Raw genomic sequence first — 23,873 nt, 5'->3', positions numbered from 1 at the left:
CTAAATTGTTCGAGTTGCAATGCTCGGTGAGATGTTCGCCGCACGTTTTGCTGGAGCTAGTACAGCCAATAAGCTCATAACAAACACACACAAAGCCGTACCAAGTACATAACTAATCTCTAGTTGTGCAATAGAGAAGTGCTGCATAAGTAGCTGCCCTAAATAAACAGCAGCAATGATGCCAATGACTAAACCAACACTACAAATCATGGCGTTTTCAACTAAGAAGTAGCTGATGATGGCAGATTTTCTTGCACCTAGTGCACGGCGAGTACCGATCTGTTTTGTACGTTTACTAATATTGAATAGAGTCAGGCCAAAAATACCCAGGGCAGTCACCAAGACTAAGATAGTAATAAGTACAATCAGCATACGCATCATTAATGTATCTTCTGCCATATATTGTTCTTTGTCCTCATCAAGGCCACGAATGCGAGAAATAACACGTTTGTTGTAGTTTTTTAACATGGCCTCTTCAACACGGTTCATTACAGATTGACGTTGGCCTGGTTCAGTTCTTACTACAAATCGTGCATTACTACCTGCTTTAATAAAAGGGAGCAATGCGACATTATCAGGGCGGCTATCTTTAAGCCATGGGCCTTTCATTAAATCAATCACGCCGATGATTTTCATTGGGATATCACCAAAATAAATGGTTTGCCCAAGGCCGTTGCCATCAGGGAATAACTCATCAAGCAGGGTTTTTGTCACAACAGTGACCTTTGAGAGCTCATCGTAATTGTCAGTGACAATCACCTCATCCTCTGTGTAGTTGCGCCCTGCAATTAATTTCACACCATAAGTATTGAGACCATGCTCATCGATAAACATATAAGAAGTACGCGCTGATTTACCCTCTTCAGGCGCTGGCTTTAAACTAAAGTCTGATGATGAGCCACTGCCTGAAAGCGGTGTATTACTTGAATACGCAGCATCGACTACGCCAGGTATTTGGCGAAGCATGGCTTCATCGAGTTCATACTGTTGAGACAGTGATACGTCTTGACCAAACATCATTACATGGAATACGAAGATATCTTCTTCAGGGTAGCCGGTTTGTTGGCTTAAATAACCAATTCTGTCTTGGATAATAAATGCAGCATTACTGACAATGGCTGTGGTAATGGCTATTTGTATAAGTAATAAGACTGCGCCAACCTTTGAGCGGCATAAGGCGTTAAAAATAGGTTTAATTTCAAACATGTTACTTTCCTTATTGGCTCTTCAGGTAAATAGCAGGGTTGGTTTTGCACACCAGCCAAGCAGGGTAAAGTCCAGCAATAACACAGGTACTAATGGCTATAACAGGAGCGCTCAAAAGCATGCTTAAATCCATGGTTGCTAGGCTTTTATAATAGCTATAGCTTTGACGCACACCTAACAAGCCAACTTGAGCAAGAATGATCCCCAAAATACCGCCTAAAAATCCTAGCATGGCTACTTCGACGATGTGCTGGTAAAAAATTTGTCGTTTACTTGCGCCAAGAGCTCTTCGTACACCCACCTCTGAAGCTCTTCGTAAAAATTTCGCAAGCAGTAAACCAAGAATGTTCGCAAGGCATACAGCCAAAAACATAAAGCTAAGACCAACAAGAATCTCATTATCTTCACTGACTACATTGTTGTATTGCATCCACTCATTTACATCCCGTAGCTTGGCCTCTAGTTGCTTACGATTGAAGCGACCTAGCTTTTGCTGTTCTTGCATGTAAGCCATCAAGAAATCTTGGTAAGCCTGTTTTTCCTCAGGCGTTTTAAGTTCAACCCAAAATTGTAGCCACACTAACTCTGAATTTAACTTATCGTTGAATGTATTGGTTTTTTCGTGTTTCCATCCATTTGTGTTACCCCAGTTTTCCAGCTGGCGAGCTTTCATAAGGCTAAAAGGGAGGAATAGCTGCTCTGTTTTATTGAATGAGCCGTTATTTAAATCGTAATACTTAGTTGTAATATCCCAATTATCAATAACACCCACCACCTCGTAACTGGCATCGTCAAGGTAGATAATTTTTCCAATCGAATTTTCGCCGGCAAATAATTTGTCATTAAGTTCTTTGCTGATCACGACAACGGGTGCGGCATTTGCCTCTTGTTGCTCGCTCCAAACACCTCCATATAGAAATGACAAATTAAACATATCGAAAAAGTCAGGTGTAGTGAGGCGAGCTTGACCTATAAAGGGTTTTATTTTGTCTGAGTCTAAATAAACTGAAAAACCAGTGCGTACCATAGTTACACGTTTGCCACCTGCATCCGCTTTATTCAAATTCACTGCGTCTTGGTAGGTCAATTGTAAGGGGAGGTTGTCCTTAGTCCACCAAGTGCTGCCATCGTCCATAATTTGAAGCTGTACGCTGTAAAGTTGGCTGCTTTTTTCAGGGATCGGATCCGCCGACATCATGTGATAAACAGAGAGGCTTGTCATCGTGACACCAATACCAATAGCAATGGCTAGCACCATTAAAAAGCTCACTAATGGCGTGCGCTTAAAGCTACGCCAGCTTAAATCTAAATAATGAAGGAACATGACTATACCCCTGCCGCTTTTAAGTTTTGAGTGCCTTGATATAAGGTTAGATCTGCGAGTTGACCATCAACGACCTGAATGTTTCGAGGTGCTCTGCGAGCAAGTTCAGGATCGTGAGTAACCATCACAATAGTTGCACCATCACGATTTATTTGTTCAAGTAGTTCCATTACTTGGCGAGCCATTAAGCTATCAAGGTTACCCGTTGGCTCATCGGCAAGTAAAAAACGAGGTTCACCAGCAAGGGCTCTAGCAATAGCTACACGTTGCTGTTGTCCGCCAGAGAGCTGTTGAGGAAGGTGTTTTGCACGTGACGCTAGACCAACTTGCTCTAAACATTGCTCAATTCGACGTTTACGCTCGGCTGCTTTAATCCCACGGTAACGAAGGGGTACTTCGATATTTTCGTATAGGTTCAAGTCAGGGATGAGGTTGAAACCTTGGAAAATAAAACCGATTTTTTGATTACGAAGGTCGGCACGTTGATTGTCATTGAGTTTACCGACATCAATTCCGTCTAATAGATATTGGCCCTCATTAAATGGCTCTAGCATTCCTGCAATGTTTAAAAACGTGGTTTTACCTGAGCCGCTTGGGCCTGTCACTGCAATAAATTCACCCTCATCTACTTGTAGGTTAAAATCACGAAGTGCATGAGTTTGTACCATTTCAGTTTGATACACTTTATTGATGTTATTCATTTTAAGCATAATTATAATTCCTTGTTGTTAACGTAAAACGAGTACCGGTGCTTGTTTATAACGGTCGTAGTTAGAGATGATTAATTGATCGCCAACTTGAACGCCTTCTAAGAGCTCCACAGCGTTAATACTGCTAGCGCCTGTTTTTATATCGATTAAGTAAGCCATATCACCATCGATTCGATAAGCACGCGTCCCACCTTGTTGTAAAAAGGCGCCGCGCTTTACTTGTAAAACATTGTCGCGATTTTCTAAGAGAATGCGGGCTGTGAGACGTTGATTTTGGCGAATTCCAACCAGTTCATCATCAAATCGTACTCGTGTTGTCACTTCGCGGTTGTTTACTTCCGGAGATATAGCTGACAGTGTTCCCGTCACATGACGAGCACCGAGCGTTAGTTCGACTTGCATCCCTAAACCTAATTCATTGGCATAGCTTTCTGGCACTTGAAGTTCGGCTTCAAAGTTACTTAAGTCCACCAAAGTCATTAATGGCTGACTTTGAGTTACGGCCTCTTTTTGTTGCACAAGTAAATTCCCCACGATGCCGCTCACAGTGGCTATGATAGTTAGGTCATTTACTTGGCGAAATAAATCATCAACGATAAGCTGCTGTCTTGCTAGATCTCGCTCTGCGGCTTTTAACTCAAAGGCAAGGGTATCTTTTGCAAGCGCAACCTCTTGCTCAGCATGTTTATAAGAAAGTTTTGCTCTTGCTAAATCATCGACTGCTTTTTCTAAATCAATTTGGCTTATTAAGTTTTTCTTTATAGATAATTGGGCACGACGGTTTTCACGGTCCGCAGCATTAAGTTCAACCTGAGCAAGGTCGAGCGCTTTCGTTAAGCTTAATTTTTGTCTACGTGCTTCGAGTTGCTTGCGTTGAAGCTCACCATCAAGCCTTGCAAGTACAGATTGTTGCTGTTTTAGCTCATTTGTTAGCTCAGGGCTTTTTACAATTGCGATGACGTCATCTTTTTTTACGCTGTCACCTGCTTTTACTTTCAAATCCACAAAGCCGCGTTCAGGGCTGTATACTTTGGGCGCATTTGCAGCAACGATTTTGCCACTGGCGGCGACATCTCTAATGAGAGGTTGCTGAGTTACTTTGCTGATTTGTAGGCTTGCCTTCTCAACGGAAATACTGCCTTCGGTGTCCGCAAAAATACTGCCTATAGCAACCGAGCCAATTAATAATACACCGATAATTAGTGCAACTGGTTTTGCAAAGTTATTCTTCTTCGTCACCGAGATATCCTGAGCACTGGTATCTTTTATCATCATAGTTCCTTAATGTTCTCAACTAACATAATCATGAAACCCACTACTAGCATGGTGAGTGGCGATGCAATAAATAAACTAAAAGTGAACATGTCCTGTCCTTAAATCTGCTGATGTAATTTTATATACCAACAATATGCCAACTTTTATTATATTGATTTATAAAGGTTTATTGATTCTATTGATGTTGTTTCAATGTCCGCGGACAGAAAAAGTGTCCGCAGCGGACACTTTTTAATAAGTGGGTTTACGTGCGCGTAAAGAGCAAGCTTTTAGGAGTGTAAGCGTAAATAGTTATCTAAAGAGTTACAGTAAGTGCCTAGCGAGTCTGGTTTATGTGAGTAGGTGATATCTAAATTCTGCATTATCATTCAAAAAGTGAATATTTATTCATTTTAGTTGTCAGTTTACGTTAACGTAAAGAGTGGTTTTTGAAATTTTTCTTTTACAAGTTGTTAAATATGACACCAGTGTCATAAAAAAATAACGGTGAAAATACGCCTAAATGTAAAAAATTAGCATAGAATTTACTAAGTGCATTTAAATGAGAAATATTCATGAATATGAATATGTATTCAAAACTCTATTGACTCAGAGATTATTTGGCGATAGTTTTGTTCGTCTGCTAGCCCTGTCACAAGAGACTAAAGGGCTGGTCGTTGTAGCAAGGGGAGGGGTCTATGTTATACGACTCAAAATTAGAAAAAGATAATTGTGGCTTTGGCTTGATAGCCCAAGTCAATGGACAAGCGAGTCACCGCTTGATCCGAACAGCAATCACAGGGCTTGATCGTATGGAGCACCGTGGCGGTATTTCTGCCGATGGTAAAACCGGTGATGGTTGTGGTTTATTAATGCAAAAACCCGATAGTTTCTTTCGTGCTATTGCTAGCGAACATGACTGGCACCTAGGAAAGAACTACGCCGTAGGCATGGTATTTTTGAATGCCGATCCTGTACTTGCGCAAACAGCTAAAGATGTGTTGAGTGAAGAACTCGAAAAAGAAACCTTGAGCATTCAAGGCTGGCGCGTTGTACCGACTGATGCGTCATGTTTAGGGCCAATTGCAAAAAAACAACTACCAGGCTTTGAACAAATTTTTGTTAGCGCCCCAGAAGGCTGGCGTCCGAAAGATTTAGAGCGCCGTTTATATGTTGCGCGTCGTCGTGCAGAAAAGCGCCTTGAAAACGATGAACATTTTTATATTGCCAGCTTATCTGGTTTGGTCACTGTCTATAAAGGCTTAATGATGCCAGTTGACTTACCTAACTTTTATTTAGATTTAGCTGACATTCGCATGACCAGTGCGATTTGTGTATTTCATCAACGTTTTTCTACCAATACACAACCTCGTTGGCCATTAGCGCAGCCATTCCGTTATTTAGCACACAATGGTGAAATTAATACCATTCAAGGTAACCGCCAGTGGGCCCGTGCCCGTGCGTATAAGTTTGCCTCACCACTTATCCCTGATTTGCAATCAGCTGCACCGTTCGTAAATGAAAGCGGTTCTGACTCTTCAAGCTTAGACAATATGCTTGAGTTGTTCTTAGCGGGTGGCATGGATTTATTCCGTGCAATGCGTATGCTTGTACCGCCTGCATGGCAAAAAAACCGTGCTATGGATGAAGACCTACGTGCATTCTACGACTTTAACTCAATGCATATGGAACCATGGGATGGCCCTGCTGGTATTGTCATGTCTGACGGTCGTTTTGCAGCCTGTAACCTTGATCGCAACGGTTTACGTCCAGCGCGTTATGTGATCACCCAAGATGGTTTTATAACACTCGCCTCAGAAGTGGGTATTTGGGACTATGCACCAGACGAAGTGGTTGAAAAAGGCCGTGTTGGCCCTGGCGAGCTGTTAGTTATTGATACTCATCAAGGTAAAATTTGGCATTCAGATGAAATTGACCAAGATCTTAAGTCACGTCATCCATACAAAGCATGGCTCGAAGCAAATGTTAAGCGTTTAATACCGTTCGAGCAGCTCTCTGAAAAAGATGCGGGTAATCGTTCATTTGATGACGAAACATTGCTTAAATATCAAAAGATGTTTGGTTTCACTAACGAAGAGCTTGATAGTGTTATTCGTGTGATGGGTGAAAACGGTCAAGAAGCGACAGGTTCAATGGGTGATGACACTCCATTTGCCGTACTGTCAGAAGGTCACCGCTCGTTATTTGATTACTTTAGACAGAAGTTTGCGCAAGTAACGAATCCACCGATTGACCCGCTTCGTGAAAATCACGTTATGTCACTGGCAACCTGTATTGGTAGTGAGCAAAACGTATTTAACGAAACCACTGGTCACGCTAAGCGTTTGCAGTTTGATACACCAATCTTGATGTATGCAGATATGCAGCAGTTACTTAATGCTGATGATAAATATTACAGCTACTGCAAAATTGATATCACTTACACAGTAGAAGAGGGGCTTGAAAGCGCTATCACACGTATTTGTGACGAAGCGCAAGAGAAAGCGGCTGCTGGTTGTGTGATGTTAGTGTTAAGCGACCGTAACTTCAGCGAAACACAGTTGCCTATTCCTGCTGCGATGGCGGTAGGCTCTATTCAGAAACGTTTAGTTGATAATAACTTGCGCTGTGAATCAAACATTATCATTGAATCAGGCAGTGTTCGCGATGCTCATCAATTCGCTGTATTACTCGGCTTTGGTGCAACAGCAATTTACCCATACCTTGCTTATGAATCACTGGTTGCTATGAGTGATAGTAAGGTGATCAATAAGACTTATTGTGAAGTAACGCTTGCGTATCGTAATGCGATAAACAAGGGTCTTTATAAAATCATGTCGAAAATGGGTATTAGCACTGTTGCATCATACCGCTGCTCGATGTTATTTGAAGCCGTTGGTTTGTCTGAGGCTATCGTCGAAACCTGTTTTAATGGTGTGGCAAGTCGTATTAAAGGGGCGTGTTTCACTGATTTTGATGACGATCAACGCAAGCTTCATAAATTGGCATTTAGTAAGCGTAAATTGTTAAGCCATGGCGGTTTATTGAAATATGTGCATGGCGGTGAGTATCACGCGTATAACCCAGATGTTATTCAAACGCTACAAAAAGCAGTGCGTTCTGGTGAATACAGTGATTATGTTGCCTATGCTGATTTAGTAAATAATCGTCCGATCACTAATTTGCGTGACATGTTGGCAGTAAAAGTGCCAGATGCAGGTATCAGTATTGATGATGTTGAACCGGCAACTGAGCTATATAAGCGTTTTGACTCGGCAGCAATGAGTATTGGTGCGTTATCGCCAGAAGCGCATGAAGCGTTAGCGATTGCAATGAACCGTTTAGGCGGTTGTTCAAACTCGGGTGAAGGTGGTGAAGATAAACTTCGTTACGGCACAGAGAAAAACTCGCGTATTAAGCAAGTTGCTTCAGGTCGTTTTGGTGTAACACCACATTATTTACGTAGCGCTGATGTAATTCAGATTAAAGTTGCGCAAGGTGCAAAACCAGGTGAGGGTGGTCAATTACCAGGTGAAAAAGTAACGCCGTATATTGCAAAGTTACGTTACTCAGTGCCTGGTGTGACCTTGATTTCGCCTCCGCCGCATCACGATATTTACTCGATTGAAGATTTAGCTCAGCTTATTTTCGATTTAAAACAAGTGAATCCAGATGCACTGATTTCTGTGAAATTAGTCTCTGAACCAGGGGTTGGTACGATTGCAACGGGCGTTGCTAAAGCGTATGCCGATTTAATCACCATTGCGGGTTATGACGGTGGCACAGGTGCAAGCCCGCTTACTTCTGTTAAGTATGCTGGTAGCCCGTGGGAGCTTGGCCTTGCTGAAACACAGCAAGCATTAGTTGAAAACGGTTTACGTCACCGTATTCGTCTGCAAACAGATGGTGGTCTCAAAACAGGCCTAGACATCATCAAAGCAGCTATTTTAGGTGCTGAGAGCTTTGGTTTTGGTACGGGTCCTATGGTGGCACTTGGTTGTAAATACTTACGTATTTGTCACTTAAACAACTGTGCGACCGGTGTTGCGACACAAGACGATACACTGCGCCAAAAGCACTATCATGGCTTGCCAGAAATGGCGATGAACTACTTTAAGTTTATTGCACAAGAAGCTCGCCAAATCATGGCAAGTTTAGGTGTAACACGCTTAACAGATTTAATTGGTCGTTTGGATTTACTTGAAGCGATTGAAGGCAAGACAGAGAAACAAAAGAAAGTGGATTTGTCGTCTGTGATTGCTGCGCCTAACAACCCAACAGGTGAAACCCTGTATTGTAGTGTGCCAAATAGCTCACACTACTTAGGTCAGCTAAATGAAACCTTGCTTGAAAAAGCCAAGCAAGCAATTGACGAAAAGTCGGGTACCTCATTAGTAAGCCGTATTTGTAATACCGACCGTTCTGTAGGCGCGATGTTATCAGGCTATATTGCCTCAAAACATGGCAACCAAGGCATGGCTGCTGACCCAGTTTCTATTGAGCTTCATGGTACAGCGGGTCAATCATTCGGTGTATGGAATGCGGGGGGGCTAGAAATGACCCTGGTTGGTGATGCCAATGACTATGTTGGTAAAGGCATGGCTGGCGGTAAGCTGGTAATTCGTCCGCCGCTCGGTTCATCGTTTGAAAGCCATAAGGCCACGATTGCAGGTAATACCTGTTTATATGGAGCAACAGGCGGTAAGTTATTTGCTGCTGGCTCTGCAGGTGAACGTTTTGCTGTTCGTAACTCAGGTGTGCAAGCTGTTGTAGAAGGCGTGGGTGATAACGGCTGTGAGTATATGACAGGCGGTGTGGTTTGCGTACTTGGCAAAGTGGGTATTAACTTTGGTGCGGGTATGACAGGGGGCTTTGCGTATATTCTTGATGAAGGCAAAGACTTTGAAAAACGCATTAACCCAGAGCTTGTTGAAATCGTTACGCTTGAGGGCTTAGCATCTCACCAAGAACATTTACGTGGTCTAATTGCTGAGCATCTAGAGCTGACTGGCTCAAACCGCGCTGAGCAGATTTTAGCTAACTTTGATTTATACATGCCGATGTTTAAATTGGTCAAGCCAAAATCTAGTGATGTAAAAAGTTTACTCGGACACCGAGCGCGCAGCAGCGCAGAGCTTCGTGTTCAGGCTCAGTAGGGGGTAGTATGAGCGAAAATGTATACCAGTTTATCGATGTACAACGTGTAGATCCGCGCAAAAAGCCAATTTCTGCACGTAAACAATCTTTCGTAGAAATATACGAGCCGTTTTCTGAAACACAAGTTAATTCACAAGCGGACCGTTGTTTAGATTGTGGTAACCCATATTGTGAATGGAAATGTCCAGTCCATAACTATATCCCACAGTGGTTAAAGTTAATTCGTACCGGTCGTATTTTAGAAGCAGCTGAGCTTTCTCATCGAACCAATAGTTTACCGGAGGTGTGTGGCCGGGTTTGTCCACAAGACCGCTTATGTGAGGGCTCATGCACACTTGATGAAGAGTTTGGTGCTGTTACTATCGGTAATATCGAAAAGTACATCACTGATACGGCCTTTAAGATGGGCTGGAAGCCAGACATGTCTTATGTCGTTTGGTCTGACAAAAAAGTGGCTATCATTGGTGCAGGCCCAGCAGGCTTAGGCTGTGCGGATATTTTAGTACGTAACGGCGTAAAACCCGTGGTGTTTGATCGTCATCCTGAAATTGGTGGTTTACTTACATTTGGTATTCCTTCATTCAAACTTGAAAAAGAAGTGATGCAAAAACGTCGTGAAATTTTCACTGAAATGGGTGTCGAGTTTAAGCTAAATACTGAAGTGGGTGTTGATATTACCCTTGATGAAATTTTGGCTGAATATGATGCCGTGTTTTTAGGCGTGGGTACTTATCAAAGTATGCGAGCAGGTTTTGAGAACGAAGACGCCGATGGTGTGTTTGATGCATTGCCTTTCTTAATCGGTAACACAAATCGTGTTATGGGTTATGCTGAGGATAAGCAAGCCTACATTGATATGGCTAACGAAAAAGTAGTCGTGCTTGGTGGCGGTGATACTGCGATGGACTGTGTAAGAACCTCAATCCGTCAAGGCGCAACGAAAGTAACCTGTGCGTATCGTCGTGATGAAGAAAATATGCCAGGTTCAAAACGCGAAGTTAAAAATGCCCGTGAAGAGGGCGTTGAGTTTACTTTTAACGTACAACCTAAAGGTATTATTGTTGACGAACATGGTAAAGTCGCTGGCGTTAAGATGGTGAAAACACAACTTGGTGAGCCGGATGAAAATGGTCGTCGTCGTGCTGAAGAAGTTGCCGGTTCTGAACATGTTATTGAAGCCACCAAAGTGCTCATGGCGTTTGGTTTTAAACCTCATAAAATGGACTGGTTAGAACCTTATGGTGTTGAAATAAACCATTGGGGCGGCATTAACGCACCAGAAAAAGGCGAGTTTACGCATCAAACAACTAATCCGAAAATATTTGCTGGTGGTGACATCGTACGAGGCTCAGACTTAGTCGTGACTGCTATATTTGAAGGCCGTAATGCTGCTGAAGGTATTATGGATTACCTAGAGGTTTAATTAAGCTGTCTTAGTTAGTAAAAAAGCAAGCGCTTAGCTTGCTTTTTTACTTTAGGCTAGTTGTTTTATTTATTACGCTATTGGTCATTACCAACATCCAATCAAGGCATTCCTTACTTTCATTTTATGACGTTTTAGGAGTAAATAGGCTGTGCCAACTACAATAAGGTGGCTACCCATAAACAGCCAAATCATGGTCGATAATGCTTGGCTAAAGTAGCCTAAAATACCGCCCAATGCGATCATCAAAAAAGCAGACACATTTAGAACAGCTTGTAGCTGTAATTTAAATTTTAAGTGTTTCCAGCGACTAAATACCAGTAAAAGTAAAGCAACAATAGGCAAAGCAATCACCAATACTTCGACTAAATACAGCCAAACAGATATAAAAGGGCTTGCTGTATCCATAGACTGTGATGCACTTACTGGGGTTGATGTCATCGCTATTGAACCTGTCACAAATATAGCTAATTTGCGAAATATCATTATTTTAATGTCCAATTTATGAGCGCTTAAGCGCCCATTACTTCTCTTAACAAATTATGCATGTGCGCTTATTAACTCTTTCGCATTTGCTCTTGCTGTTTTGCTAATATTATCGCCACCCAGTAGACGTGCAATTTCGTCTATACGGCCATCTTTTGATAGTGTATTCATTTGCGTAAAGGTTTCGCCATGAGCAATTTCTTTGGCAACAAAAAACTGTTGATGTCCAGAGCTGGCAACTTGAGGTAAATGTGTAACGCATATAACCTGGGTTGATTTCCCAAGTTGGCGCAGCAGCTTTCCTACGGCGGATGCTGTCGGGCCTGAAATACCCACATCCACTTCATCAAAAATTAAAGTTGGCGTGGTCACGCGCTCTGCAATAATCACTTGAATAGCTAAACTAATACGCGATAATTCACCACCGGATGCAACTTTTGATAGAGCTTGTAAAGGTTGACCTGGGTTAGTCGATACCAAAAACGAGACTGTGTCAAAACCCATTGCGCTAGGTGTTTTGTCGGGTGTTTGTTGTATATCAATCGCAAACTTGCCATTTTCCATTGATAAATTAGCCATGCTATCGCTAATTAGCTGATTAAGTGTATCAGCATAACGATGGCGACTTTCACTTAATAATTGAGCCGCTTGCTTGTATTGTTCAAGCGCGTCGCTAATTTCGCTTTCAAGTGCGCCAAGGCGGTCGCTGTTATAACTAATTGATGCTAATTCTTCTGCGATTGATTGATGGAACTCAACAAGTTCTTCAGGCTTAATGTGATGCTTACGCGCCAAGTCCATGATGCCTGTTAAACGAGTTTCTACATCGTCTAAACGGGCTGGGTCTAGATCTGTCATGTCAACATAACCACGGATCTCTCGGCTAGCTTCTTCGACTTGCACTGCGGCTTCATTTAAAAGCGTGGCGATACCCGTGAGGCTCTCATCATACCCTGCAAGTTCAATAAATTGCTGTGCACTGTGCTGTAGCAGTGAGCATGCACTTTGTTCATCAGCTTCATATAAATGCTGTAATTCACGCTGGCATGATTCTAAAATAGTTTGGCTGTGGCTTAATTTGTGATGCTCGGCTTCTATTTCTTCAAACTCACCAGGTAGTAAAGCAAACTCATCTAATTCGGCAACTTGATACTCAAGTAACTGCTTTTGCGCAGCTTGTTGCTGTTGTTGTTGCTCAAGCTGGTTAAACTCTTTTAATAATGCTTGATAGGCTTTGTAGCGCTCTTTAACATCAGCAAGCAATGTCGTGTGACCAGCATACGCATCGAGTAAATGCAGTTGATGATCAGATTTTAATAGATGCTGGTGGGCATGTTGACCATGAATCGATATTAAGTACTGGCCAAGCTCTTTGAGTTGTGCAGCAGTCACTGTGCTGCCATTGATGTAGCTTTTACTACGACCATTTTTGCAAATCACACGACGTAATAGACATTCGCCATCAGCATTCGATAACAAATGATGCTCTAGGAATTGCTGCGCTAAAGGAAGCGTTGAAATATCAAACTGCGCACAAATTTCTGCACGGTCAGTGCCAGGGCGAACGGCTGTTGCATCGGCTCGTTCACCTAAACACAATGAGAGTGCATCTATTGCAATTGATTTACCGGCACCTGTTTCACCGGTAATGGCTGTCATACCATGATGCCATTCCGTACTTAAACTACTCACAATGGCAAAGTTTTTAATTTCTAACCCAATTAACATACTGTTTATCCATCCAGCTAATTAACTGTTAATTTATACAGTGTTTTTGGGTTTTGCAAACTAAATTTGTATTTTAGGTTAATTCTGTGAGCTGTTCTTGTCGGTTTAAATCTTCAATCTCTTGGGGGGCAATACTTTGCTGGTGATCATCAATTGATTCTATAGAAGGGTAGAACTTGATAGTCTCAACCAATGAAGGGAATGTTTCTTGATAAAAGGTTTTATTAAACTCGATACCATTACGGGGCAGTTGCGCCATAAAATACTGTAAACGGTCTGCAAGTTGGTCGTGTTCAGCTTCACTCTGTAAACGACTTGCTTCTGCAATGACCGTATTGATAAATAGATCACTGATATATTCGAGCTGGTTCAAATTCTCTTCGTTATGTGCTTGCACGACGAAATAGTTACTTGTTATTTGATGTAAGCTGCCTATATTTTTAGGGCGAATGAGCTTGGCTTCACTAAATTCAATTAACTTGATTTTGAAGTCATTGTTGATTTCTTTTACGCGTTGATTGAAGCGCTTTTTTTCTGCTTCGATTGCTTTTTGACGATTACTTTCGATGATCCAGTAACAACCTAGCAAGGTGATCAGCAACAGTAGAGCAAGAAAAACGATATAGCCCATTTCGGATTAGATTCCTTAAATAATTACAGCTTTAAGTCTGAATATTTTGCGCTAATCACTTTGACTTGGCAATTATTTAAAGCAAAAAATGTGTTTTAAAATAACCGACTTCCCCAATTCAGTTTTTTTCTCAGAACATTGTAGTAAGAATAGTCTTTAGGGTGGATTAGCCGTAAACGTTTATCTGCTTTTTTTATCACCACTTCATCACCAGGTAATACTGCCAGCACCACATGACTGTCACAACTAACTTGTAAACTGTCTGTGTTTTCAAGGCTCAGTTTCAAACGAACTTCGTTATCGGCATCAACAACCAAAGGGCGACTTGAAAGAGTATGAGGAAACATAGGCACAAGTGATATTGCGTTCAGCTCAGGGGTTAAAATTGGCCCGCCTCCAGAAAGAGAGTATGCCGTCGATCCAGTAGGGGTTGACACGATTAAACCATCTGAACGCTGTGAAAAAACGAAATCGTTATTAATAAAGGCCTCAAACTCTATCATATGAGCGACTTTATCAGCATGAAGCACCGCTTCGTTTACGGCTGAATTTGCGCTTTTTAACTCAGCGTGGCGATACACTTCTACTTCTAACAGAAAGCGTTTTTCTTCAATATATTGCCCACTAAGAACTTGTTCTAAGCTGGCTTCAAAGCCTTCTGGGTTGAGGTCTGTTAGAAAGCCTAAATTGCCACGGTTAACGCCAATAACAGCAACATCAAAGCGTGCTAAAACTCTTGCCGCACCCAGCATATTTCCATCACCACCTACTACAATGGCTAAATCTGCCCGTTCGCCTAAATCGACTAGCTTGACTAATTGCTCACTGGGCACATCTTCAAGTTGTCTTCCTGTACGTTGTTCAACAAGCACTTCAAAACCTAATGCGAGCAAAAAAGTATGAAGGCGTTGTAGTGTGTTGGCTGCACCTGAGTGGTTTGGCTTGCCGATTAAGCCGATAGTTTTGAACGGAGAATCCATATTGTGTGCACTTAGCGATGTCATACGGATAGAGTACATTAAAAATTAAAGCTTTGAAAATACCTTGAAATAAACATGCTATGCCCAGATATTAACTGGCAAGAGATAAGATGTATGAATTTATGAAATTAAACCCTCGCGACCAACAAATTTTTTCAGCTGTGATGAGCCTCTACTGTAATGGTGAAGGCCAACCGGTAGCATCTACGCGCATTGCAAAACAAAAAGGCATGGCAGTGTGTTCTGCAACGATACGAAATGCAATGTCGAGACTCGAAAAAGAAGGGTTACTTTATTCTCCTCACACATCGGCAGGTCGGGTGCCAACGAATGCGGGCTTCGATTACTGGTTGTCGGAGTTTTTTGCATTGTCAGAAGTGGCAGCATATTGGCAGCCTGAACAATCTCAGTTAGTTGAGCTTGCACATGGTTTAAGTCAGCGTTACAAGGTGTGCTGTTGTGTTGGGTTACCTCAGGTCAGTTCGCAGTTAGTATTTCGAGTTGAAGTGTTAGATTTTGACGGCTCTAATTGGCTTATTCTATTAATAGACCGTGCAGGACAAAGTAACAATATATGCATTTCTAAGCCACAAGATGCCAGCGATACGGTTCGCTACCAATTTGCTACTTGGTTGAATACGGTGTTTAGTCAACAAACGCTTATGGAAGGTTTGTATCGTATGCAAGCGATGGCGAATACCGCTCCCTATAACTGCCATGACTCTTTAACGCAATGGACACGAGAGTTGAGTCAGAAGCTCGGTTCTGATAACAGCATAGTGGTCGGGGAAAATTATTTATATCGTCAAGTTGATTGCCAAACGAGCTTAAACATCGGGGTCTCGTTTTTGGACTATGTTGAAGATAAGCTGGCGTTCAGAAATGGCTTATCGGTATTAAATACCGAGCAATTACCTTTCACTGACTGTGATGAGTTAATGGTATTAAGTGTGCCGTACTTTAATAACCAACAATATCAAAGTAGATTTTGTGTTATTTGTCCAAAATCAGCACAAATTGAAGCAATCATCCAAGAATTTAAGTCAATCGGGTCACGTGCCTCTTGAATCTTTTGATTCTATCCCCATAATTACCGCAGTTGTAAAGAATTGGAGCATTTAAGCTATGTCAGAGCAGACAAAATCACCAGAGCAAGAAGTTGAATTAAACGAAGAATTTGAACAGATGCAAGCGGACGTTGATGCAGCTGTAGAAGCAGCAGAGCAAATGGAAGGCGAAGAAATGAGCCCTGAAGCAGAAATTGCATTACTGCATAGTGAACTTGAAGCTGCAAAACAGACTATTAATGATCAAAAAGACAGTGTTGTACGTGCTGCCGCAGACGTTGAGAACATGCGTCGTCGCGCTGCTCAAGATGTAGAAAAAGCACATAAATTTGCACTAGAGAAGTTTGCTAATGAGTTACTTCCAGTGATTGATAATTTAGAGCGTGCAATTGAATTTTCTGATAAAGAAAATGAAGAGCTTAAGCCTGTACTTGAAGGCATTGAGATGACAGTTAAGAGCTTTAATGACGCAGTTGCTAAGTTTGGTGTTGAAATTGTCAACCCACAGGGCGAGCAATTTAACCCAGAGTTCCATCAAGCGATGTCAATCCAGCCAAGTAACGATGTTGCACCTAATACGGTATTAGCTGTGATGCAAAAAGGTTACACACTAAACGGTCGTTTACTTCGCCCTGCGATGGTGATGGTATCGAAAGAAGCTGAATAAGCTTTAAAATATATAAAAAATGCCTGTTAATCACAGGCATTTTTTTTGATAAGTTACCAACCATTTAGCTCCTAGAATGATTAAATATTTAAGTCGATTGGTATCGTTTTCTGTGCCACAGCTGTACGAGTAAGATAAGTATCAGTGCACTGAACATCATCGCAGAAAATGGAATGGCACTTTGTGGATGAACAAACGCAAGGATAGGGCCGACTAAAGCACCACTGCCAAATCGAAGTGTACCAATCACCGCCGTTGCCGTACCTGACTTTTCTTCAAATTGCATCAATATTAATGAGTCTGCATTACTTGCTACAATACCTAAACTCATCATTAGTGGCGCTATTGCCGCAACGATAAAGTAAAGTGATAAATGCATCACACTGAATAACAGCAATGCCCCACCAGAAACAAAACCAATACCAAGGCCGATAAATAATAGCTTACGAGAACCTAAGCGTGGTACCAAACGGGTATTCATAAAGTTACCAAACATTAATGCTAAGACATTAAACGCAAACAGCACACCGAATAGCTGCTCATCAACGTTAAAAAAATCGAGGTAGACATAAGGTACTGATGTTAAAAAGCAGAAGAACGCAAACGAAGCAAACATCGAGCTGGCAATATCTGCTAATGCACTTTTACGTGAAAACACGGTTTTATAACTATTAAAAAATAGTGCAAAACCACGTTGTTGACTTTTAAAAATGGGGATATCTATTAAGTATATTTGTACTAAGGCTAAAATCGCAAAGCTGTATGACGCTAAAGCAATAAAAATCACTTGCCACGTTGAAATTCCCATGATCAAAGAACCCAAGGTTGGTGCGATAAGTGGTGCAACCATCATGATCATTGAAACATATGACATACCTTTGGCTGTATGCTCACGGTAGATATGGCGAATAATACCAGGAACAACCACTGTTGCAGCTGCACCTGTAAATGCTTGTATGGCTCTGAGCGTCCAAAACAACTCAATATCATCACAAAAAGCTAAGGCCAATGATGTTATTCCAAATAGCACTAACCCCACTTTTGCAAGTAGCCGCCTGCCCAGCTCATCTGCAATAGGCCCAAAAAATAACATACCTAAAGCATAGCCTGCCAAATAGATACTTAGAGATATCTGCACATTTGGCATCGTGGTCTGTAAATCGTTAGCAATAACAAGCATTGCAGGTAAATACAAATCAATCGCCAGTGGTGTAATAGCAACAATACTTGCGAGTAAAGGTAATAAAATGCGTTTATTTATCGAGTCAGGGGAAGGCATTGCATACTCATTAATCATTTAATAGGTCACTATTGTAGCAGCGTCGAACGCAGGGGTGAACTTAGTTTGCCTGCTAAGTAAAAGAATTAACTAAATAATAACAACTGAGTGGGTGATTGTTCATTTTCATATAAAATTAAGCAATGCTTTGCTATATTAATCAAAATTACACTAAGTATTTGAAGGATTAGTATGAAAAAGTTAGTTATGGCAGTGCTCGCTACGACTATTTTAGCTGGCTGTAAAACATCTCCAACGGGACGTACGCAAATTGCACTTTATTCAGACCAGCAAATGAGTCAAATGGGTCAAGCAAGCTTTGCAGAAATGAAAAAAACACAGCCGATTAACTCCGATCCTCGTGTAAATAATTACGTGAAATGTATTGCCAATGATGTCATTGCGGTACTACCTCAAGAATATGCTAACCAGTCATGGGAGGTGGTTGTATTTGAAGAGGACTCTGCAAATGCATTTGCATTACCAGGGGGTTACATAGGTGTGCATACCGGTTTATTAAAAGTCGCAACTAATCAAGATCAATTAGCGACGGTACTTGGCCACGAAGTCGCGCACGTTATCGCTGAGCACTCAAATGAACGTGTATCGCAAAACTCTCTTTTACAAACGGGCCTGCAAGTCGGTGGCGCAGCACTTGATATGGGTAATGTGCAGTATCGAGGTGAAATCATGCAAGCCTTGGGATTAGGAGCGCAATACGGTGTGGTACTACCATTTAGTCGCTCACATGAATCAGAGGCGGATATTGTTGGCTTAGATTTAATGGCAGAAGCGGGCTTTAACCCTGAGCAGTCGGTATCTTTATGGCAAAACATGAGTGCAGCAGGGGGCAGTGGTACACCAGAGTTTATGTCGACTCACCCGTCTCCTGGTAACCGTATTAAAGAGTTGCAAAAGCATATGCCAGATGCGTTAAAAGCCCAACAAACGGCTAGAGCAAAAGGCAAAACTCCTCAGTGTAAACTGTAATCGAAATAATTAAAAAAGCCTGCTGTTAATGATTACAGCAGGCTTTTGTTATTCTGTAATTGCTAGCTAATTAAAACGTCCACTCAACGTGCAGCTGTGGGACTGATTCAGTTGTATTTGTACCTAACTTGTTGTGCCAGTATTGCCACTCAAGGCCCAACAGTAGGGTGTTTTCTTTCATGCTCATTGCATGACCTAAATCCCACGTGATGATTGGCTGTGCTAATATCCACGCTTTAACGTCTTCGCCAAATTCATTTTCACGCTCAGCAATGTATTCAACATGGCCCGTTACGTTGAACTTTTGTGAGCCGATAGTAAATGGGTAGCCCCATGCAACATCAATCATCCAGCTGTTTGTTTCAGTCGGTGCACCACCACGTGCTGCGCCTTCACTGTCATCAATGTAAGCGGTAAACAAAGTAGATAAAAAACTAAACCCAGGTGCTTGCCAGCTAAGTTTTACACCAGGTAAATACTTTAGAACTTTTGAGTCACCTGCAGCGTTAAAACCTGCCGTTAAACCCACATCACTGATTGCGCCATAGGAAAAGTCACTACCTGATATTTTTGATAAACTGAAGGTTGAATACCACTCACCATAAAAATCTTTATCTTGATAGCCGTCTTGTAAGCCATCATCACTGTAGTCGATAAAAAAGAAGTTATCGCCGTAGTCATAGCCTGATGCATGCTGTAGCGATACCACAGTGGTATTTGATTCGGCTAGTGTGAACGGGTTTTTTTGATCGCCGTTATTAATGTGTAATTGTGTAGAGCTCCAGTTAGCGGCATAGCTCGAAGTACTTACTGCACAAAGCGCAGCAAAAGAAAGGATCTTTTTCAAGTTCATATCTCAATTTTGATGGTGTAAAGGGGTTATATACCCAAGCCACCTCAAGATGCAGAATTCAGCGTTTCACAGGCGCTTAATATCAAGGCGTTACTTTGCAAGAATGGCAGTCCCTTTTAAGAAGTAACAACGATGAGAGTGAGTGCCTGTGAAGCGCCCAAAGGGTTGGTTTAAAAGCGATTTATACTGCGTTATTGATTTTAACAATAGAACCACTATTACTTGCAATCAATGCCTTGCCTAAATCGCTTTTAATTCCAACTGAAACTCGCACTTTGAGGTGGTTTGGGTATATACAAGAGGATTATAGCAGATACGCCCATATTTGGGCGTATCGAGAGAAAAATTATTTAACTTATGCTTTATTTCGGCGTAAGCAAATGACTGCTATCGCAGTGAAAGCAAGAATAAAGCAGTAGTAAGATGAGGTAGATACTTGCCATGGGCTAATTTTGAAAGTAGCGCCGAGTAAAAGCGCTTGTGCGCCATACGGTAGCGAACCTTGTGTTACGCAAGCAAAAATATCAAGTAAGCTAGCTGAGCGCTTTCCTGTAATGTCGCCATCATCCGCTAATTTTTTCGCAATCGGGCCTGCTACAATGATTGATACTGTATTATTGGCAATACATAAGTTACTAGTCATAACGAGAGCAGCAATCCCTAATTGATCCGCAACTTTACGGTGCCACTTTGCAATGATTTTAGTGATTGCTTGAATTTTGTTAGCAATGTAATCAAGGCCACCATTAATGCGGATAAACTCAGAAAGACCACCAATAAACATCGATAGCAAGAAAATTTCCTGCATATCTGTGAAGCCTTTATAGATATCTTTAACAAAACTTGCACCTTCATAGCTGCCAGTAAAGCCCATGAGTGCAGCGAAGATAATACCGCTAAACAGCACCACAAAGACATTAAAGCCCATAACTGCTAGCACTAAGATAAAGGCATAAGGTAACACTAATAAAATGTCGAAGTCTTGCGTCTCTACAGCTTCTGCAGCAGGCGTTAAGAAGAATAATAAACCGATAGTTAATGCCGCAGCGGGTAAGGCGATTTTTAAGTTCTCACGGAATTTATCTTTCATTTCACAGCCTTGCGTGCGGGTTGCAGCAATGGTTGTGTCAGAGATGATTGATAAGTTATCACCAAACATGGCACCCGATACAATCGTACCAGCCATCAGTGATGGATCAATCCCCGTTTTTTGCGCAACTGCATAAGCAATCGGGCCAATGGCACCGATAGTCCCCATTGAAGTACCCATCGCAGTCGATACAACCGCAGCAATTAAAAATAACCCGGGGAGTAATAAAGCAGGTGGAATAAGTGATAAGCCTGCATTAACAACTGCATCGACACCACCCGTTGCACCGGCAACGGCAGAAAACGCACCGGCAAGCAGATAAATCAAACACATAGTGATGATGTTGCTATGGCCAGCACCTTTAATAAATGTTTCAACACTGTGGTTGATGGTATTTTTATTTAAAATAAATGCCAGCATGATGGCAGGTAAAATAGCCACTGGAGCAGGCAATTGATAGAAGGCGTAATCGACACCTTGAGATTGTAAGTATAAGCCAGCGCCTAAAAATAAGCCGACAAACACCAAAAGCGGCAGCAAAGACAGTTTTGCTTTTGTTTTATTAAATGATGGCTGCATCATATTCCTCGTTAGATAACCAATAACACAGCCAAATACTTCTTTTAGCTGTATTTAGTTGCCCGCATTATGAAAAGACAATGCTGTGCAACAGCGCCCGCAAGCCAAAGACCAAATCGGCGCAAAGGAAGAAGTTTAAATGTATAGATGGCTAAATGCAAAGACTATCTGTTATTATTGTTGTTATTTAATAAAATCTAAAATTAGCTCTGTATTTTTTATAAGCTAACCTGACTATTACATGAGTTTTCGATAAAATCCAGCCAGCTAAGAAGAATAGATAAGGTAATTACATGAACCGCATAGGTGTATTTGGCGCAAATGGCCGCATGGGACTTGCACTTTTAGAAGCTGTCTCAAAAAAAGATGACGCAACATTAACCGGCGCGTACGTGCGTAATACTTCGCCACTTATAGATATAGCGGTTAATCAATTAAACAGCGCTGCATCAGTGGATGTATTATTTAGTAAAGAAACAGACGTAAAAGATGCTGATGTATTGATTGATTTCACTTTACCAGCAGGAATGCGCAAGCACCTAAAAACAGCGCTCGAAAAAAATATCGCCATGGTCATAGGTACCACGGGACTTAATCAAGATGACATTGACGCCCTAAATGAAGCGGCGAAGCACATTCCGATTGTTTTTGCTCGCAACTATAGCGTAGGTGTGAATTTACTGCTTAACTTAGTGCAGACTGCGGCTGTGAAGTTTGGCGATGACATGGATATCGAAATATTTGAGGCTCATCATCGCCACAAAATCGATGCGCCATCAGGGACTGCATTGGCAATTGGTGAAGCGATTGCCGAGGCAAAAGGCTGGCAGCACGATGAAGTCGCGCGTTTTGATAGAAGCGATGACGAACACGCAAAATCGCAAAATGAAATCGGTTATTCGGTCATGAGGGGTGGAGATATAGTAGGTGAACACACCGCATATTTCGCAACTTCTGGCGAAAGGCTAGAATTAACTCATAAAGCAAGTTCAAGAATGACCTTCGCGTTAGGTGCAGTAAGAGCTGCGGGCTGGTTGAAAAATAAACCAGCTGGACTTTATGACATGCAAGATGTGCTTGACTTGAAGTAGTTTAGTTTCTTTTTTGGCAGTTTCAGTGAATTTTTCGTTAATAACGCTTATTTTCACTATTTTATTAATTAAGGTTAGATCTAAAAGCTAATTTACTGTAGAATAGCGCCAATTTGCCAAAAATTCATAAATGCGTGTTTCCAATCGCTTTAAACGGGCAGTAGAGCAAATGACTTTACTCCCGTTTTTTACTGTTAGGAGGTTAACTTGACTAAATCCGCTCTGTTAGTCCTAGAAGACGGCACAGTGTTTCGCGGTACTGCAATCGGCGCTGACGGCATGTCAGTCGGTGAAGTAGTATTCAATACGTCTATGACTGGTTATCAAGAAATTTTGACTGACCCTTCATACGCGGAACAAATCGTAACTTTGACGTACCCACATATCGGTAATACGGGTACTAACAGCGAAGACGAAGAAGCGGGTCAAATCTGGGCTAAAGGCCTAGTGATCCGTGATTTGCCACTGCTAGCAAGTAATTTCCGTAACGAGCAATCGTTAAGTGATTACTTAAAAGAACGCAATATCTTAGGTATTGCTGACATCGACACTCGTAAATTAACACGTATCTTACGTGATAAAGGCGCTCAAAATGGTTGTATCATTGCAGGCGACGAGTTAGATGAGAATAAAGCGCTTGAAGCTGCGCAAGCCTTCCCAGGCTTAAAAGGCATGGATTTAGCAAAAGTTGTCTCAACCAAGGAAAATTTTGAGTGGCGCGAATCAAGCTGGACGTTAGGTTCAGGCTTTAAAACGCTAGAAGCAGCAGACGAGAAGTTCCACGTTGTTGCTTATGACTTCGGTGTTAAACGTAACATCTTACGTATGTTAGTTGACCGTGGTTGTAAATTAACCGTCGTTCCTGCACAAACATCTGCAGAAGACGTACTGGCATTAAACCCAGACGGTATCTTCTTATCAAATGGCCCAGGCGACCCTGAGCCGTGTACTTACGCGATTGAAGCAATCAAAACTTTCCTAGAAACAGACACGCCAATCTTTGGTATCTGTTTAGGTCACCAATTACTTGCACTTGCCTCAGGTGCACAAACGGTGAAAATGAAGTTTGGTCACCACGGTGGTAACCACCCAGTTAAAGACCTTGACCGCAATGTTGTGATGATCACAGCGCAAAACCACGGTTTCGCAGCTGACGAAGCAACATTACCAGCGAATTTACGTGCAACTCACGTTTCATTATTCGATGGCACGCTACAAGGTATTCACCGCACAGATAAGCCTGCATTTAGCTTCCAAGGTCACCCTGAAGCAAGCCCAGGCCCACATGATGCGGCACCATTATTTGACCACTTCATCGACCTGATGCAAGCACGTTCTAACTAATTTAACCGGAGTAA

At 41.9% G+C, this 23,873-nt stretch carries 18 protein-coding genes; 7 read left to right on the top strand and 11 right to left on the bottom strand.

The window, feature by feature from the left end; translation table 11 throughout:
• From L3V41_RS09045 to L3V41_RS09030, 4 genes are read right to left on the bottom strand one after another with little or no spacing between them, the layout of a single operon-like run.
• Positions 1–1,206 carry an FtsX-like permease family protein gene (locus tag L3V41_RS09045; RefSeq protein ID WP_062570739.1) on the bottom strand — a complete coding sequence of 402 codons (1,206 nt, stop codon included), beginning with the start codon at positions 1,204–1,206 and terminating at the stop codon, positions 1–3.
• A 10-nt stretch (positions 1,207–1,216) separates the two neighbouring features.
• Complete coding sequence (locus tag L3V41_RS09040) at positions 1,217–2,530, bottom strand: ABC transporter permease (protein ID WP_237127610.1); 1,314 nt, start codon at positions 2,528–2,530, stop codon at positions 1,217–1,219.
• A 2-nt stretch (positions 2,531–2,532) separates the two neighbouring features.
• The gene (locus L3V41_RS09035; RefSeq protein WP_062570741.1) at positions 2,533–3,240 is read right to left on the bottom strand and encodes an ABC transporter ATP-binding protein; all 708 of its coding nucleotides are present in this window, start codon (positions 3,238–3,240) and stop codon (positions 2,533–2,535) included.
• Between the two features lie 18 nt (positions 3,241–3,258).
• On the bottom strand, positions 3,259–4,512 hold the full coding sequence (locus L3V41_RS09030; protein WP_237127609.1) for an HlyD family efflux transporter periplasmic adaptor subunit: 1,254 nt from the start codon (positions 4,510–4,512) through the stop codon (positions 3,259–3,261).
• Positions 4,513–5,192: 680 nt separating this feature from the next.
• Here L3V41_RS09030 and gltB point away from each other — a divergent pair.
• Positions 5,193–9,650, top strand: coding sequence for a glutamate synthase large subunit (gene gltB, locus L3V41_RS09025; protein WP_062570743.1), 4,458 nt, complete (start codon positions 5,193–5,195; stop codon positions 9,648–9,650).
• Between the two features lie 8 nt (positions 9,651–9,658).
• Positions 9,659–11,074, top strand: coding sequence for an FAD-dependent oxidoreductase (locus L3V41_RS09020; RefSeq protein ID WP_237127608.1), 1,416 nt, complete (start codon positions 9,659–9,661; stop codon positions 11,072–11,074).
• An 87-nt stretch (positions 11,075–11,161) separates the two neighbouring features.
• Here L3V41_RS09020 and L3V41_RS09015 read toward each other — a convergent pair whose 3' ends face one another.
• The 4 genes from L3V41_RS09015 to nadK all read right to left on the bottom strand — a co-directional run bounded on the left by L3V41_RS09015 (position 11,162) and on the right by nadK (position 14,899).
• Positions 11,162–11,560: a hypothetical protein gene (locus L3V41_RS09015; RefSeq protein ID WP_237115114.1), complete on the bottom strand. Its 399-nt coding sequence runs from the start codon at positions 11,558–11,560 to the stop codon at positions 11,162–11,164.
• A 54-nt stretch (positions 11,561–11,614) separates the two neighbouring features.
• Positions 11,615–13,288, bottom strand: a complete 1,674-nt coding sequence (gene recN, locus L3V41_RS09010; RefSeq protein WP_193988663.1) for a DNA repair protein RecN — start codon at positions 13,286–13,288, stop codon at positions 11,615–11,617.
• Between the two features lie 73 nt (positions 13,289–13,361).
• On the bottom strand, positions 13,362–13,919 hold the full coding sequence (locus L3V41_RS09005) for a hypothetical protein (RefSeq protein WP_193988664.1): 558 nt from the start codon (positions 13,917–13,919) through the stop codon (positions 13,362–13,364).
• Between the two features lie 95 nt (positions 13,920–14,014).
• Complete coding sequence (gene nadK / locus L3V41_RS09000) at positions 14,015–14,899, bottom strand: NAD(+) kinase (RefSeq protein WP_062570748.1); 885 nt, start codon at positions 14,897–14,899, stop codon at positions 14,015–14,017.
• Positions 14,900–15,021: 122 nt separating this feature from the next.
• Between nadK and L3V41_RS08995 the strand changes: the two genes are divergently transcribed.
• Both L3V41_RS08995 and grpE read left to right on the top strand, forming a co-directional pair.
• On the top strand, positions 15,022–15,966 hold the full coding sequence (locus tag L3V41_RS08995) for an HrcA family transcriptional regulator (RefSeq protein ID WP_193988944.1): 945 nt from the start codon (positions 15,022–15,024) through the stop codon (positions 15,964–15,966).
• Between the two features lie 58 nt (positions 15,967–16,024).
• The gene (gene grpE, locus L3V41_RS08990; RefSeq protein ID WP_062570750.1) at positions 16,025–16,633 is read left to right on the top strand and encodes a nucleotide exchange factor GrpE; all 609 of its coding nucleotides are present in this window, start codon (positions 16,025–16,027) and stop codon (positions 16,631–16,633) included.
• Between the two features lie 88 nt (positions 16,634–16,721).
• Here grpE and L3V41_RS08985 read toward each other — a convergent pair whose 3' ends face one another.
• Complete coding sequence (locus L3V41_RS08985) at positions 16,722–17,912, bottom strand: Bcr/CflA family efflux MFS transporter (RefSeq protein WP_237127607.1); 1,191 nt, start codon at positions 17,910–17,912, stop codon at positions 16,722–16,724.
• Positions 17,913–18,104: 192 nt separating this feature from the next.
• On the opposite strand from L3V41_RS08985, the gene L3V41_RS08980 reads away from it, so the two are divergent.
• Entirely contained in the window at positions 18,105–18,902 is a 798-nt protein-coding gene (locus L3V41_RS08980) for a M48 family metallopeptidase (RefSeq protein WP_062570751.1), read from the top strand.
• Between the two features lie 70 nt (positions 18,903–18,972).
• Here the strand turns inward: L3V41_RS08980 and L3V41_RS08975 are convergent, their stop codons facing one another.
• A complete protein-coding gene (locus tag L3V41_RS08975) occupies positions 18,973–19,755 on the bottom strand; it encodes a nucleoside-binding protein (protein ID WP_193988665.1) in 783 nt (260 codons plus the stop codon).
• Positions 19,756–20,110: 355 nt separating this feature from the next.
• Positions 20,111–21,424, bottom strand: coding sequence for a Na+/H+ antiporter NhaC family protein (locus L3V41_RS08970; protein WP_062570753.1), 1,314 nt, complete (start codon positions 21,422–21,424; stop codon positions 20,111–20,113).
• Between the two features lie 293 nt (positions 21,425–21,717).
• On the opposite strand from L3V41_RS08970, the gene dapB reads away from it, so the two are divergent.
• Positions 21,718–22,515 (top strand): 4-hydroxy-tetrahydrodipicolinate reductase, encoded by a 798-nt coding sequence (gene dapB, locus L3V41_RS08965; RefSeq protein WP_237115117.1) that lies wholly within the window; start codon positions 21,718–21,720, stop codon positions 22,513–22,515.
• Positions 22,516–22,722: 207 nt separating this feature from the next.
• Positions 22,723–23,859 (top strand): glutamine-hydrolyzing carbamoyl-phosphate synthase small subunit, encoded by a 1,137-nt coding sequence (gene carA / locus L3V41_RS08960; protein WP_055020805.1) that lies wholly within the window; start codon positions 22,723–22,725, stop codon positions 23,857–23,859.
• The last annotated feature ends 14 nt before the right edge of the window (positions 23,860–23,873 follow it).

This window comes from Pseudoalteromonas sp. L21, from assembly GCF_021728035.1.
In the GTDB taxonomy this organism is placed as follows: Bacteria; Pseudomonadota; Gammaproteobacteria; order Enterobacterales; family Alteromonadaceae; genus Pseudoalteromonas; species Pseudoalteromonas arabiensis.
The sequence above is the reverse complement of the archived record's forward strand: the minus strand, read 5'-3'. Positions and strand labels throughout refer to the sequence as shown.

Bases quoted from the DNA above. Each gene is read 5' to 3' on its own strand.
- L3V41_RS08980 (WP_062570751.1), top strand. From the start codon at position 18,105: ATGAAAAAGTTAGTTATGGCAGTGCTCGCTACGACTATTTTAGCTGGC.
- grpE (WP_062570750.1), top strand. From the start codon at position 16,025: ATGTCAGAGCAGACAAAATCACCAGAGCAAGAAGTTGAATTAAACGAA.
- L3V41_RS08995 (WP_193988944.1), top strand. From the start codon at position 15,022: ATGAAATTAAACCCTCGCGACCAACAAATTTTTTCAGCTGTGATGAGC.
- L3V41_RS08970 (WP_062570753.1), bottom strand. From the start codon at position 21,424: ATGCAGCCATCATTTAATAAAACAAAAGCAAAACTGTCTTTGCTGCCG.
- L3V41_RS09045 (WP_062570739.1), bottom strand. From the start codon at position 1,206: ATGTTTGAAATTAAACCTATTTTTAACGCCTTATGCCGCTCAAAGGTT.
- L3V41_RS08985 (WP_237127607.1), bottom strand. From the start codon at position 17,912: ATGCCTTCCCCTGACTCGATAAATAAACGCATTTTATTACCTTTACTC.
- L3V41_RS08975 (WP_193988665.1), bottom strand. From the start codon at position 19,755: ATGAACTTGAAAAAGATCCTTTCTTTTGCTGCGCTTTGTGCAGTAAGT.
- gltB (WP_062570743.1), top strand. From the start codon at position 5,193: ATGTTATACGACTCAAAATTAGAAAAAGATAATTGTGGCTTTGGCTTG.
- nadK (WP_062570748.1), bottom strand. From the start codon at position 14,899: ATGGATTCTCCGTTCAAAACTATCGGCTTAATCGGCAAGCCAAACCAC.
- recN (WP_193988663.1), bottom strand. From the start codon at position 13,288: ATGTTAATTGGGTTAGAAATTAAAAACTTTGCCATTGTGAGTAGTTTA.
- dapB (WP_237115117.1), top strand. From the start codon at position 21,718: ATGAACCGCATAGGTGTATTTGGCGCAAATGGCCGCATGGGACTTGCA.
- L3V41_RS09030 (WP_237127609.1), bottom strand. From the start codon at position 4,512: ATGATAAAAGATACCAGTGCTCAGGATATCTCGGTGACGAAGAAGAAT.
- L3V41_RS09040 (WP_237127610.1), bottom strand. From the start codon at position 2,530: ATGTTCCTTCATTATTTAGATTTAAGCTGGCGTAGCTTTAAGCGCACG.
- L3V41_RS09035 (WP_062570741.1), bottom strand. From the start codon at position 3,240: ATGCTTAAAATGAATAACATCAATAAAGTGTATCAAACTGAAATGGTA.
- L3V41_RS09020 (WP_237127608.1), top strand. From the start codon at position 9,659: ATGAGCGAAAATGTATACCAGTTTATCGATGTACAACGTGTAGATCCG.
- L3V41_RS09005 (WP_193988664.1), bottom strand. From the start codon at position 13,919: ATGGGCTATATCGTTTTTCTTGCTCTACTGTTGCTGATCACCTTGCTA.
- L3V41_RS09015 (WP_237115114.1), bottom strand. From the start codon at position 11,560: ATGATATTTCGCAAATTAGCTATATTTGTGACAGGTTCAATAGCGATG.